The 12,674-nt window shown below is 72.7% G+C and carries 15 protein-coding genes and 1 pseudogene; 10 read left to right on the top strand and 6 right to left on the bottom strand.

The annotated features are described in order from the left end of the window. Positions 1-99 precede the first annotated feature (99 nt). From ACXJKG_RS04010 to ACXJKG_RS03990, 5 genes are all read left to right on the top strand, one after another. Entirely contained in the window at positions 100-528 is a 429-nt protein-coding gene (locus ACXJKG_RS04010; protein WP_456844471.1) for a hypothetical protein, read from the top strand. Positions 529-594: 66 nt separating this feature from the next. Further along, complete coding sequence (locus ACXJKG_RS04005) at positions 595-810, top strand: hypothetical protein (protein ID WP_456844470.1); 216 nt, start codon at positions 595-597, stop codon at positions 808-810. Further along, a complete protein-coding gene (locus tag ACXJKG_RS04000; protein ID WP_456844469.1) occupies positions 807-1,475 on the top strand; it encodes a hypothetical protein in 669 nt (222 codons plus the stop codon). The genes ACXJKG_RS04005 and ACXJKG_RS04000 overlap by 4 nt, the downstream gene beginning before the upstream one ends. Positions 1,476-1,488: 13 nt before the next feature. Then, the gene (locus ACXJKG_RS03995) at positions 1,489-1,668 is read left to right on the top strand and encodes a hypothetical protein (RefSeq protein WP_456844468.1); all 180 of its coding nucleotides are present in this window, start codon (positions 1,489-1,491) and stop codon (positions 1,666-1,668) included. A 20-nt stretch (positions 1,669-1,688) separates the two neighbouring features. Continuing rightward, on the top strand, positions 1,689-1,835 hold the full coding sequence (locus ACXJKG_RS03990) for a hypothetical protein (RefSeq protein ID WP_456844467.1): 147 nt from the start codon (positions 1,689-1,691) through the stop codon (positions 1,833-1,835). Positions 1,836-1,943: 108 nt separating this feature from the next. Here ACXJKG_RS03990 and ACXJKG_RS03985 read toward each other — a convergent pair whose 3' ends face one another. Together ACXJKG_RS03985 and ACXJKG_RS03980 are read right to left on the bottom strand one after the other, a co-directional pair. Then, positions 1,944-2,027: a DUF3553 domain-containing protein gene (locus ACXJKG_RS03985; RefSeq protein ID WP_456844472.1), complete on the bottom strand. Its 84-nt coding sequence runs from the start codon at positions 2,025-2,027 to the stop codon at positions 1,944-1,946. A 25-nt stretch (positions 2,028-2,052) separates the two neighbouring features. Further along, positions 2,053-2,751 (bottom strand): GAF and ANTAR domain-containing protein, encoded by a 699-nt coding sequence (locus ACXJKG_RS03980; RefSeq protein ID WP_456844466.1) that lies wholly within the window; start codon positions 2,749-2,751, stop codon positions 2,053-2,055. A gap of 537 nt (positions 2,752-3,288) precedes the next feature. Between ACXJKG_RS03980 and ACXJKG_RS03975 the strand changes: the two genes are divergently transcribed. The 5 genes from ACXJKG_RS03975 to ACXJKG_RS03955 all read left to right on the top strand — a co-directional run bounded on the left by ACXJKG_RS03975 (position 3,289) and on the right by ACXJKG_RS03955 (position 9,341). Beyond that, the gene (locus ACXJKG_RS03975) at positions 3,289-4,260 is read left to right on the top strand and encodes a PAS and ANTAR domain-containing protein (RefSeq protein WP_456844465.1); all 972 of its coding nucleotides are present in this window, start codon (positions 3,289-3,291) and stop codon (positions 4,258-4,260) included. 511 nt (positions 4,261-4,771) lie between these two features. Further along, on the top strand, positions 4,772-5,032 hold the full coding sequence (locus ACXJKG_RS03970) for a hypothetical protein (protein ID WP_456844464.1): 261 nt from the start codon (positions 4,772-4,774) through the stop codon (positions 5,030-5,032). Beyond that, positions 5,029-6,801, top strand: coding sequence for a thiamine pyrophosphate-requiring protein (locus ACXJKG_RS03965; RefSeq protein ID WP_456844463.1), 1,773 nt, complete (start codon positions 5,029-5,031; stop codon positions 6,799-6,801). The genes ACXJKG_RS03970 and ACXJKG_RS03965 overlap by 4 nt, the downstream gene beginning before the upstream one ends. 351 nt (positions 6,802-7,152) lie before the next feature. Further along, a complete protein-coding gene (locus ACXJKG_RS03960; protein ID WP_456844462.1) occupies positions 7,153-7,872 on the top strand; it encodes a GAF and ANTAR domain-containing protein in 720 nt (239 codons plus the stop codon). After that, positions 7,869-9,341 (top strand): PP2C family protein-serine/threonine phosphatase, encoded by a 1,473-nt coding sequence (locus tag ACXJKG_RS03955; protein ID WP_456844461.1) that lies wholly within the window; start codon positions 7,869-7,871, stop codon positions 9,339-9,341. The genes ACXJKG_RS03960 and ACXJKG_RS03955 overlap by 4 nt, the downstream gene beginning before the upstream one ends. Before the next feature lie 216 nt (positions 9,342-9,557). On the opposite strand, the gene ACXJKG_RS03950 is transcribed toward ACXJKG_RS03955, so the two are convergent. The 4 genes and pseudogenes from ACXJKG_RS03950 to ACXJKG_RS03935 all read right to left on the bottom strand — a co-directional run bounded on the left by ACXJKG_RS03950 (position 9,558) and on the right by ACXJKG_RS03935 (position 12,638). Beyond that, positions 9,558-10,151 (bottom strand): DUF2231 domain-containing protein, encoded by a 594-nt coding sequence (locus ACXJKG_RS03950; protein WP_456844460.1) that lies wholly within the window; start codon positions 10,149-10,151, stop codon positions 9,558-9,560. Positions 10,152-10,464: 313 nt separating this feature from the next. After that, a pseudogene (locus tag ACXJKG_RS03945) lies at positions 10,465-10,962 on the bottom strand (UdgX family uracil-DNA binding protein); the annotation flags it as partial. Positions 10,963-11,129: 167 nt separating this feature from the next. Continuing rightward, positions 11,130-11,264, bottom strand: a complete 135-nt coding sequence (locus tag ACXJKG_RS03940) for a hypothetical protein (RefSeq protein ID WP_456844459.1) — start codon at positions 11,262-11,264, stop codon at positions 11,130-11,132. A gap of 3 nt (positions 11,265-11,267) precedes the next feature. Next, on the bottom strand, positions 11,268-12,638 hold the full coding sequence (locus ACXJKG_RS03935; RefSeq protein WP_456844458.1) for an ABC transporter substrate-binding protein: 1,371 nt from the start codon (positions 12,636-12,638) through the stop codon (positions 11,268-11,270). Positions 12,639-12,674 lie beyond the last annotated feature (36 nt).

Genomic DNA, 12,674 nt, shown 5'->3' with positions numbered 1-12,674 from the left:
GACCACGACGGCGTCCGCCCCGGTCGTGCCCGGCGTGCCGGCCACCCGCGGCGGCCCCGCGGCGGAGGTCGACGAGGTGCTGCCGGCGGGGAGTGCGTCATGAAGGTCGCGCGGCTGCTCGAGCAGATGGCGACCGCGGAGGCGGACCTCGCCGCCCGGCTGGTCGCCCTGGCCGACGCCCACCGGGCTGAGCAGGACGTGCACTTCGTGGCGCGCGACCTGGCCCGGTGGTCGCAGGATCACGCGGCCGCCCTGGCCGAGCACGCGGACCTCCGCCTGCCCGACGTCTCCGCCCCGTCGCTGGCGCGCGACGATCCCGGCGCCGCCCTGCTGGCCGACCTGCGCGACGTCTACGGCACGGCGTGCGGGCTCGCCACCGACTGGGACGTGCTCGGCCAGGCGGCGAAGGCCCGGCGGGACGACGGGCTCCTGGAGCTCGTGGAGCTCTGCGCCGCGCAGAACCGTCGCCAGGTGACGTGGCTGCGCGCCAAGCGCAAGGAGTCGGCCGCGCAGATCGTGCGTGACTGACAGCGCCGACGTGCGTCGGCGCCGGGTCGGGCCGACGATGGAGGTCGACGTCGGGAAGGCGCGTCGGTGGCTGACCGATCCTCGGAGGCACCGATGTGGTTCCTGCTCTTCCGCCGACTGCGGGTCCTCGTCCTGGTCGTCGTCCTGCTCCCCGTCGTCGCGTCGATCGCCCGCCGGCTCGCTGAGCGGGTCGAGCGCCAGCAGGACGGACCGACGCTGGGCTCGCGCGGCCTGCGCGCGGTGCAGACCACGGCGACGAAGGCCAGGTCCGTCCTGCGATGAGCGCGGTCGACAGCAGCCGTGTCCGGGTCGTGCTGCGGCCCGTGGGCACGCCGCTGCCTCTGGGGTTCCTCGGGCTGGTCGTGGCCACCACCGGGTTCGCCGCCGTGCAGCTCGAGTGGGTGCCGGCGGACCAGGGGGCGGTCGTCGCGCTCGGCGTCCTGATGTTCACGGTGCCGGTCCAGCTGCTCGCCAGCGTCATCGGGTTCCTCGCCCGGGATCCGGTCGCCGGTACCGGGATGGGCGTGCTCGCCGGCACGTGGGCGGCGGTCTGCGTCACGACGCTGCAGGCCGCTCCCGGCGCGCACTCGCCGGGACTGGGCGTCCTGCTGCTGACGTCGGCCACGGCGATGCTGGTGCCCGCGGTGTCCGCGTCCGGCAAGCTCGTCGCCGCCGTGGTCATGGGACTCAGTGCCGTGCGCTTCGCACTCACCGGGATCGTGCAGCTGACCGGATCTTCCGCGTTGACGGAGCTCGCGGGCTGGACGGGCATCGCGCTGGCCGTGCTCGCGCTGTACGCCGCGCTCGGCTTCGAGCTCGAGGACGTGCAGCACCGCACCGTGCTCCCCCTGCTCCGACGCGGTCCTGACGCGGCCGCGCTCAAGGGCGACGCCGAGCGCCCGTTCGTCGCCATCCAACGCGAGGCAGGGGTGCGGCCCCAGCTCTGAGCACGCACACGACGTGGCTGCCGCACCGGCGCCAGACAGCGAGACCGGAGGCGTCACCGGCATCGCCGACAAGAAACTACGACGCGGAGCTGGGGGCCACGACGAGCTGGCGTTCCTCCGCCAGGCCCAGGCCGACAGCCGCAAGGGCGCTCAGCAGAGCAAGGCGATCTTGCGCGGGCGGCTCGGGCGATGACAGCACAGGAATGGACGACGATGGACGACAAGTCAGCGGCCCGGGACGACGTCCCCGACCTCCCGGACGAGCTCGACGGGATTTCCGACAAGGAGCGACCGAACGCACCCCCGGCGATCCAGGATCCCAACAACCCCGACGCGCACGGCCCGCTCATCCGGGCCTGAGACCGGGCGCCCCCGTCCTTCGCGTCGGACCGCCGGACGAAGGCCAGGGGCGGTGTCAGCCCGGCCCGAGCAGACCTGAGTCCGCGAGATGGCGGTGTCCAGCGTGAACTAGCCGCGCTCGTCGAAGCGCACGGTCACCAGGTCGGCCTCGACGGCGCTCACGGTGCCCGGGCCCCACTCGGCATGGACCACGCTAGTGGGCCGGCGGCCGGGCGACTCAGCGCCCGTGGGCCTCACGGATCACCTCGCGTGCGGTCGCACTCAGGGTGGAGCGCGTGTCGAGGGCGCGGCGGAGCAGCTCGTCGTACGCCGTTGCCATGTCTACCCGCAGGGCCTGCGCCAGAACGCCTTTGGCCTGCTCGATCACCGCGCCTCCCTCCAGCGCCACGCTGATGCGTTCGTCGAGCTCGTCGTCCTCGAGCATGCCGGGCTGAGCGAGGGCGATCGAGGCGACGTCGGCGAAGTTCAGCGCAAGCTGCAGCGACGATCCCTCCAGTGGGACCGCTTCGGCGGAGAACACGTTGAGGCCGCCGAGCACGCGACCGTGCCACACCATCGGCAGCGCGTCCACGGCCTGGAACCCTGACTCGACGATCGCGGTCCCCACCTCCGGCCACCGGGAGACGATGTCGTCCGCCCCAACGGCCACCACCCGGTCGCCGTGACGCAGGGCGTCGACGCACGGTCCCGAGCGGTGCTGCGCCTGGTAGATCTCGAGCTCGCTGGCCCGGTGCGACGTGGCGCTCAACAGCTCGAGGGAGCCGCGGCCGTTGGTGACGAGCAGCGCGGCGGCGTCGGCCGGCAGCAACGTCGCGCACTCGTGGACCAGCTCGGAGAGCACGTCGGCCGTCTCGTGCTCGCGGACGAGATCGCCCAGTATCTGGGCGAGAGCCTGCTCAGCGTCGTGGGCACTCATGTCTTACCGTCCTTCGCGGCTCCAGCGGTGGGTCGGTCGGCGCGGCACCGCTCGGGCGGTAGGCGAAGGAACTGCGCGACCTCGAGGCTGTGCGCCAGCTCTTCCGTGCGCCGCTAGAGCGTGCTGCTCGCGATCGGCGGACGCCACGAGGATMACGGCGCCGTCGGCGCCGAGGATCTCGACCGGGGCGCGGCACGGCCGCACGTGCAGCGTCTCGTCCGCGGTTGCCCAGGCGATGACCCGGGCGAGGTCCGCGTGGACGGCGACCGGATTGCTCACCGCCACCTCCGCTGCTCGTGCGCGCGGTCCCGCTCTGGTCGGCATCGCGCCGTCCTTCCATGCTAGCCACGTGTACCGGATCTGCCACCGACTGGTTGGCCGTTCCCGTCGCGGGCCGGGCCAGGCCGCCCTACCCTCTCCGGAGCGCAAAAAACACTGGTCGGCCCGGTCACTGGTCGACCTGTCGGGCCCGTCCCGGTTCAGTTGCGAGCCGTGCCGCGGGACCCCTCCATGTGTCCAGGCGCGTAGGAGGATCTTGTGACTACCTCGACGCTCTCGATCGGCAGCTTCAGCTACACGTCGGCGGTGCCCCGCTGGACCTGGTCCGACGCGATGTTCGCCTTGCACGGCATGGCGCCGGGCGACGTCGTCCCGACCCGCGCACTCTTCCTCAGCCACGTCCACCCCGAGGACCGCGAGCGCGTCGGCGAGGTGCTCGATGATGCGGACGGCCAGCCGCACGGGTGCGCGTACCACCTCGTCGACCTCTCCGGACAGGTGCGCCAGGTGCTCATCACGGTGGCGTCCGTCCCCGGGACCGAGACGGTCACCGGCTTCGTGGTCGACGACTCGGTGCGTGAACGGCAGGCGGTCTCCGCGGAGGTCAACACGGAGCTGCAGATCGCGCTCGAGTCGCACGCGGCGATCGACCAGGCCAAGGGCATGCTCATGCTCGTCTACGGCGTCGACAGTGACGCCGCTTTCGAGCTGTTGCGATGGGCGTCCCAGCAGCGCAACGTCCGGTTGCGCGTGCTCGCAGACCGACTCGTCCAGGCGGTCCTGTCGGTCGGCGGCGTCGGTCCGAAGGCCCGGGGCGCCGTCGACGAGCTGTTCATCGCGGCGATCGACGACATCCGCCTGCCAGCTCGGGAACCCCGCGGACGGCAACGCACCCTGGAGATCCAGCTGGACCCCCCAGGGGCAGCGGCTCCCGTCCTCCGGGTGTCCGGGCGCGTCGATGTGACGGCGATGGCCGAGCTCGCGGCCGCCCTGGGCGCGCTCATGGTCGCGGGCCGGGAGACCGGTCGTGTCGTTGTCGACCTGAGTGGCGTCGAGGACGCCGGCGCGGTCCTGAGGTTCCTCGTCCAGTCGGCACAGCGCCGGTGCGCCGCCCGGGACATCGCGGTGGACGTCGTGGGTGCGGCCGGCGAGACGGTGGGCGCCGGGCTGTCGGCCCGCGCACGGCAGCCGCTGGAGCACAGTCGACAGACGGTCGCCACCCACCCCTGACGGGACCTCCTTACCGGGGTGAAGTGTCGGGCTACGCCCTCCTGGCCGTGCCGCTCTGCGAGGATGGCGAGGCTGACGCTTCTCGAGAAACGGGAAGCGTGCCGCGGCTCTCGGCGAACGCCGACGGACCCGAGGCCCCGATCACGGCCCCCTCGACCCCGTCGTCGTTCGCCGGTAGTCGCCACAACCGCCCCGCTAAGCGCGCGGAGGCCGGGCCTGGTGCCTAGCCTGGGCGGGTGGCGTCCGCCCGACCCGGAGCGATGAGGCCACCGGGCGGGTCCGTGCCTGCCGAGCCCTGGAGACGTAGGGGCAGCCGACACCGGAGGAGCGCCGCTCCTCAGCGGCGGACGACCGGGCGTCGCCGCTCGGAGGCCTCATGTCCAGTGCTGCACCTGCCAAGGGCCGTCGTCACCCTCGCCCGCCACGAGCTGCGATATCGACCGCGCTGCTCGCCGTCCACGGTGTGCTGGTCGCCGCCGGGGTCGCGCTCAGCAGCCCGGCGACGGCGTCCGTGTCGGCGGGCACGACGCCCACCGAAGGTTCGGGGGAGACGACCCAGGGACCGCAACCGTCGCCTGTTCTCTCGACGGACTACGACGGCGAGGTGGGTGGCCCGCACCAGGACACCCCCGAGGAACGGACCGGGGGGGCGGTGTCGACCGGCACCGTCGTCTTCATCCCCGCGGTGATCCTGGTTACCGCCGCGATCGTCGTGACGCTGGCGGGGCGTGCGCGTCGCCGACGGAACGCCGGAGAGGGGGACCTGTCGTGACCCCGCGCACCGTCGCCGACGGCATCGTCGCGCGACTTCTCGACTGGGGCGTCGACCGTGTCTTCGGCTACGCCGGCGACGGCATCGATCCGATCCTCGCGGCCCTGCGCCGTCGCGAGGACCGCATCGCTCTGGTGACCGCTCGGCACGAGGAGATGGCGGCGTTCATGGCCACGGGCCACGCCAAGTACGGCAGGGGGGTCGGCGTCTGCCTGGCGACGCAGGGTCCCGGCGCCGTGCACCTGCTCAACGGCCTCTACGACGCCAAGCTCGACCGGGTCGCGGTCGTCGCCGTCGTCGGACAGGTRGTCAGCACCGCGCTCGGCTCCGGGTACCTCCAGGAGGTCGACCTGCACAGCGTCTTCAAGGACGTCTGCGGGCAGTACCTGCAGACGGCGATGACCCCGGAACAGTTGCCGCACGTGCTCGACAACGCGTTCCGGACGGCGCTGGCGACGAACAGCCCGGTCTGCGTCATCGTGCCGCACGACGTGCAGAAGGCGGAGCTTCCGCAGGGCGACCACCACGAGCACGGGCTCGTCCCGACCTCGGTCGCGTTCGCGCGGGGGCGGTCGCTGCCGCGTGCCGAGCAGCTGTCCTCTGCCGCCGAGCTGCTCTCGGCCGGCGAGCGCGTGGCGGTGCTGGTCGGGCAGGGTGCCCGCGACGCCGCAGGCCCCGTGCGGGCCGTGGTGGAGCGGCTCGGTGCGGGGCTCACGACGTCGCTGCTGGGAAAGCCCGTGCTGGACGAGTCGCTGCCGTACCACTGCGGCGTCATGGGCCACCTCGGGACCACCGCGTCCGCGGACCTGATGGCGGCGTGCGACACGCTCCTGATCGTCGGGTCCAACGACCCGTGGACCGAGTTCTACCCCGCTCCCGGCCAGGCGCGCGCCGTCCAGGTCGACGTCACGGCGAGGAACATCGGCACCAAGTATCCGGTGGAGCTCGCTCTGGTCGGCGACGCGGCGGACACGGTAGAGGCCCTGCTGCCCCTGCTGCCCGAGCGGACGGCGTGGCGGGCCGACGTCGAGGAGTTCGTCTCGCGGTGGCAGGAGACGGCGCGCCGCCGGGTCGCACAGTCCGCCGAGCGGCTCAACCCGCAGCTGGTGGTGCACGAGCTCTCGGCCCACCTCCCGCCCGACGTGCAGGTGGCCGTCGACGTCGGCTCGGTGACGTACTGGTACGCGCGGTTCCTCCGGCTGCCGCCCGGCGCGCCCGCGCACCTGTCCAGCACGCTGGCGTCGATGGGCTCCGCCCTGCCGTACGGCATCGCGGCCAAGCTGCTGCACGACGACCGACCCGTCGTTGCGCTCGCCGGTGACGGAGCGATGCAGATGAACGGGCTCTTGGAGCTCATCACCGTCGCCGACAGGTGGCGGCAGTGGTCCGACCCGCGATTCGTCGTCCTGGTGCTGCACAACGAGGACCTCTCCGAGGTGTCCTGGGAGCAGCGCGAGATGGAGGGTGACCCGCGCTTCCCCACGTCGCAGCACGTGCCGGCGTTCCCCTACGCCGACTACGCCGATCTGCTCGGTCTCACCGGGATCCGCGTCGCGAGCGCGTCGGACGTCACCGCGGCGTGGCGGCGAGCATTCGCCGCGGACCGTCCCGTCGTCGTGGAGGCGGTGGTCGATCCCGACGTCCCGCTCCTGGCACCGCGTCAGGGCGAGGAGAAGGTGGACCAGATGCTCCGCGGCCTCGCACAGGAGCGCGACGGCGACGGTGCACGGCGCCTGGTCGAGGAGCAGAGGCGGCACGAGCAGCCATGAGGCCGCGCTGGCACGCCGGCGTCGCGATCATCACGACGTTGTCGTCGTCGTGCCCGGTGCGGCGATCGACCGACGGGCTCGGCCGCCCCGCCGAACCTGCTCGTCGACGGAGGGACGACCTCACGCGGCCGCAACCCGGGCGACCCGGCTGCTCGACACGCAGATCCCTCGCCGCGCCCAGGTGCGCCAGCTCCCTGTCGGCGTCATGCTCGAGGGGACGTCGAGGACGGGCGTCCCGTGACCCTGCGCTGCCGCGTCCGGGTGCACGTCGAAGGGGACCGTCATGGTTCAGGACGTCCGGCGGACCGCGCGCCGGGGTACGTCGCCCGGCACCCAGATCGGCCCGGAGCGATGACGCTGCCGGTCGTTCCCGACGAGCTTCGACCGGTCATGGCGCGTGCGTCGGGCCAGCACCTTCCCGATCAGACGGTGGACACGCTGCTGCGTCTGCTCACCGCGGCGGCTGAGCGGATGGTCGCCAGCACGTCCGGCGCAGGCCTCACCGTGGCGGGGCCCGGTACGGAGATCTTGTCCGTGGCGGCCACGGATCCTTCCGTGGAACAGGTGGACGCGCTGCAGTACGAGCTCGGCGAGGGCCCGTGCCTGACGGCATGGCGGAAGCGGGTGCTCGTGCGGGTCGACGACCTCGCGGCCGAGACCCGGTGGCCTCGCTGGACCGCAGCCGCCGCGCAGGCATCTGTCGCTGCCTGCCTCAGCGCGCCGTTGGTCATGGGCGACTCCGCGCTGGGCGCGGTCAAGATCTATGCGGAGGTCCCGGACAGTTTCACCGCGGGCGACGAGGCGACGCTCCGGCTGTTCGCCGCGCAGGCCGCGATCCTGCTCTCCCAGGCCGAGGCCTACCGTCGGGCCGGTGAGCTGGGCGACGACCTGACGGTGCTCCTGCGTCAGCGCGACGACATCAACCGGGCGTGCGGCGTCCTGATGGAGCGCGAGGGAGTCTCCGCCGAGTCGGCTATGACGTTCTTGATGAGCATGGCCGAGCGGGACGCGCGCGGCGTCCACGAGACCGCTGCCCGCCTGCTGCGCCGCAGCAGCACGAGGTCTCGATGACCCGAGGCAGCCCCGGCTCGGTCGCCGACCGGCAACGTCGGCTGATCGAGGTGGGCCGCACCCGGGCCGAGCTGACGGTGCAGGAACTGTGGCTGCGGAGCTTCGCGCTCGGCGCGTCGATCGGTCCCCTTGAGCTCGAGKAGTACCTCGACGGCGCACGCGCGCTCCCTCCGGCGGAGGCGGACCGGGTGGCCCTCGCCGTCAACGAGCGGCTGGACGACCTGCACTGGCGCAACCGGGCGCCGTACGGGCGCACGGTCCGCCAGCTCGATCGACCGGGGGGCCCTCTGGCCGCACTCACCGAGCTGCTCCGCGCCACCCACCTCGCCGCTCCCGACACTCTGGCCCGGGCCGTCGGCACCGGCGCCAGTGAGCTCGGCGTCCGCGCACTCGCCTACCTGGTCGACGACACCGACGAGCTTCTGGTCCCCGTGGGCGGCGTCGGCGGCGTACGCAACATCGAGTCCACGCTGGCCGGGCGGGCGTACCGCCTCGTCGAGACCCAGGCGACCACCGTCGGAGGACCCAGGCTGTGGATACCGATCCTCGACGGGGCCGAGCGGTTGGGCGTCCTCGAGGTGGAGGTCGACGATCCTGCCGATCTCGACGACCCGACCCTTCGCCGGCAGTGCTGGTGGTTCACGCACTACCTAGGGCACCTCGTCACGGTGCTCGACGCGTACGGCGACAGCGTCGACGACGTGCGTCGCCAGCGGCCGCGCGAGGTCCAGGCCGAGCTCGTGCGGGCGCTCCTGCCGCCCTTGACGGCCGGATCGGGCCGGGTGCTGATCACGGCGCGCCTTGAGCCTGCCGAGGCGGTCGGCGGGGACGTCTTCGACTACGCGATCGCCACGGACCACGTGCAGTTCGCCATCGCCGACGCGACGGGCCATGACCTGCGCGCCGGCCTGGCGGCGGCCGCAGCCGTCGCGGCGTACCGCCAGGCGCGGCGGTCGGGAGACGGGCTGCTGCAACAGGCGGACGCCATCCACGACGTGATCGCCGACCAGTTCGGCGGTGACATGTACACCACCGGGGTCCTGTGCCGGCTCGACCTGTACTCGGGTCACCTGCGCTACGTCAACGCCGGCCACCCGCCGCCGCTGCTGCTGCGTAGAGGGCGCGTGGTCAAGGAGCTCCGGCGCGGAAGGCGCCCATTGTTCGGGCTGGAAGCCCGCGAGACGTCGGTCGCGGACGAACGCCTGGAGCCCGGCGATGCCGTCGTCCTGTACACCGACGGCATCATCGAGGCGCGCGACGCCGCAGGCACGGTGTTCGGCCTCGAGAGGCTGGTCGAGGTGCTCGAGCGGTCGACGGGCGACGGCATCGCGCTGCCAGAGGTCGTGCGGCGGGTCCGCCGCCGCATCCTGGATCACCAGCGAGGCGTGCTGCAGGACGACGCGACGTTGCTGGTCGTGCACTGGACGACGGAGGGGCAGGTCGCTCTCGAGCCGGACGCGCCATTCTGAGCGCGGCCCCTCGCTCGCAGCGTCGCACGGCGCCGGAAGCGGTCGGCGCCTCAGCCGCGCAGGGCTGCGAGCGCGGGCTGTCGACGAACGCAGACGTCGTCGGCCCGGATCTGGGTCCCGCCCCCCGCCCGAASGGTCCTGAKCAGCTCACGGTTCTCGAACCGGGCATCTCCGTCGTACCCGCTTCCGGTTCCCGTCTGCCGCCTCTGCGGCCGACTACGACTCGACGTCGATGCGCCCGGTGCCGCCGCCGGGCGGACCGCTGACCGGCTCCCCGTCGGGCTCGTCGGGCGAGTGGAGCACCAGCACCATATGTCCGCCGAGGTAGCCGCTGGCCGCGACGGCGGCACCCGCGACGAGGCTCGAGACGACGCCGGCGGAACGGTGCCCTCGACGGCGTAGCACCCAGGACGTCGAGTAGAGAGCGAGCGCCCCGCTGTTGAGAGCGGCGTGCAGTGCGCCGACCCGCCGGACCCGGTCGCCCCCCCGCTGCCAGTCCGCCAGCCCGGTCAGCGCCGTCGGCGCGGCCGCCAGGATGCCGAGGCCGAGCAGCCGGTCCGCGGACGAGCCGTAGTCCGGCCCGAGGGCGTCGAGCACCGAGCTGCTCAGCCACAGGCCGATGGGCACGTCCGTCAGCGGCGGGTGGAGCGCGTGTCCGAGGGCTTCGCCGCGCAGGAGGGAGCCCACCCTCGGAGCTCCGCTGAGCGCGCGCGCCAGGGGTCGCAGGACCGTAGTGAGCGAGTTGAGCGTCGACGACGTCTCGGCGGCGTCGGCGAGGCGGCGGGGGAGAGCAGTGGCGGCAGCGTTCATGGCACACGTCCAGTCCGGGCCAGCGCGTCAGGCCGACTTCTCCACCTCCACTGAGCATCGCAGGGGTCCGCCGCCGTCGCACGAGGAGCGGACGGCGCGAGGCGCCACCCGGGGCGGCTGTGGTTCTCGGCGCCCCCAACTCGGTCCATCGCCTGTTGGCGCGGAACGCGATCAGGTGATCGGGCCTGTCAGTCCTGCGCGGAGCGCGCCGCGAGGCGAAGGTCGCCGACCAGCCGGCAAGGGCCGCGTCGAAGCCCTCGCGCCCGCGCAGCCGGACGACCGCCGAGGGATGGGCAGTCACGAGATACCGCTCCTCCAGGATCCGGCCCCGTTCCTTCGTGACGCTCACGGACCGGCCGAGCACCGCACGCGCGGCGGAGGCCCCGAGCGCGACGACGACCCGCGGCTCGACGAGGGCCAGCTCCGCGGACAGCCACGGCCCGCAGGCGCGCAGGTGGACGGTGGTCGGCGTCTTGTGCAGGCGGCGCTTGCCGCGCTGCTCGAACCGGAAGTGCTTCACCGCGTTCGTCAGGTACACGGCGTCCTCGTCGATTCCCGCATCGCGGAGGGCATCGCTGAGCACACGCCCCGCGGGACCCACGAACGGCTCGCCCGCCAGGTCCTCACGGTCACCGGGCTGCTCGCCGACGAGCGCGATCCGCGCGTCGGACGGTCCGCGCGAGAACACGACCTGCGTGGCCGGCCCCCACAGCTCGCACCCGCGACAGGCGGGCGCCGCCGACCGGAGCGCGTCGAGCTCGTCGGTCTCGGGGACCCACCGCTGCGCGCCGGGGGCACGTGCGTCGCTCACCGCGCCTCCCCGCGGTCGCCGGGGCGCCCGCTGCCGGAGTCGATGATGATCCACATGGTCTGCTGGTCCATGCTGCTACTCCCTCGGGACACGCCCCCTGCTGGAATCGAAACGCGACCCGGAAGAGGTCGCTCACTCGGCGGACGGTCAAGGACGTCACGGCGACCTCAGGCGGAGTTGAGCGGCCCGTCCGTGGGCGGCGCGTCGGTCGGGTCGTCCGGCGCCGTCGGGACGTCGTCGGGCTCGCGGGGGCGCGGGTCGTCGCTGGGTCCTACGGCGCCCTTGTCGGCGTCGGGCTGCATCGCTCAGCCGCCCGCGGTGGCGTTGTCGAAGGCGCGCTGCGCCGCACCCTGCGCGTCCGCGAGCGCCTCCTTCGCCGACTTGTCGCCCAGCAGCGTGGCGGTCACGGCGTTGTTCAGCTCGCTCTCGATGTCCTGCCCCGCGGGCGAGGAGCCGAACGTCTTCCCGTACCCGAGGACGTCGTAGTAGGTCGACACCACCTGGTCGAATCCGGCGTTCCCGGTGGGAACGACGAACTGCTCGCGCAGCGCCTTGTCCGCCTCCGGCGAACCGGTGAACAGCCCGGTGTTGAGGCCGCCGTTCTCCTTCAGCGTCGCGCTGCGTGCCTCGCCGGCGGCCTTCCACGCGTCGAGCGTGGTGAGCGCGAGGGCCCACGCGCACGCGGCGTCCGGGTTCTTCGCGCCGGCCGGGATGACGAACGCCGTGCCGGACGCCACGGAGAACGGCTGGCCGTCCTTGTCCTTGAAGGGCACCGCCTCCAGCTGGATGCTGCTCAGGTAGGGGGACAGGACGTTCGGGTACCACTGGGCGTCCACCTGCGCGCCCACCTGGTCGCTCACGAACTGGTTGTTGTCGCCGAAGGTGTCGAACGAGTCCGTGAAGCTCTTGACCTTGGCGAACCCGCCCTGCGCGTCGGTGATCTTCTTGAGCAGCTCCAGCCCCGCCTCGTTCGACGGGTCGTCGAGCGTCGGCTTGCCGTTCTCGTCCGTCAGCGTGCCGCCCTGGGCGAGGACCCACAGACCGGCCTGCCCCGTGGCGACGGGGTCGAGGCCGAGCGTCGCCGGGTTGCCGCCCGACTCCTTGTACATCTTCGCGATCGCGGCCAGCAGGGTCTCGGGGTTGGACGTGTCGATCTGGTCGTCGGTGACCCCCGCGGCGTCCATGACCTTCTTGTTCAGCAGGATCGCCGGCGGCTGGTAGAACTGCGGGACCGCCCAGACCTTGTCCTGGTAGCGGACGTCGTCGACGACGAAGGGGTACCACTGGGTGTCGGGGTCCACGTCGTGCGCGGCGAAGCACTGGTCGAGCGGCACGATGAGGTTCTGCGCGGCGTACGTGGTGACGTAGCGACGGTCCATCTGGACGACGTCGGGGACGTCGCCGCCGGCCAGGCGGGTGGTGAACTTCTGGGCGTCGAAGGCGGTCTGGTCCAGCTTGATGGTGACCCCGTCCAGCTGGCCGGCGGCGTAGTCCATGCGCGAGGTCCCGACGTCGTCGGCGTTGTCGAACGCCCAGCCGTTCATCGTCCCGCTCGGCGTGCCGGTGAAGTCGGTGCTCGCGGTGGAGGCGGTGTCGCCTCCGCCCGAGCTGCAGGCGGCCAGCACCAGCGCGGCGACGGGGAGGACGGCGATGGCGCAGCGCTGCCTCTTGCTCATGGGTGCTCCCTTCCCGTCCCGGTGCTGCACCTGCAG

It is taken from the genome of Cellulomonas sp. P5_C6, from assembly GCF_054049635.1.
Note: the sequence above shows the minus strand (reverse complement) of the source record. Positions and strands in the feature narration are given on the sequence as shown.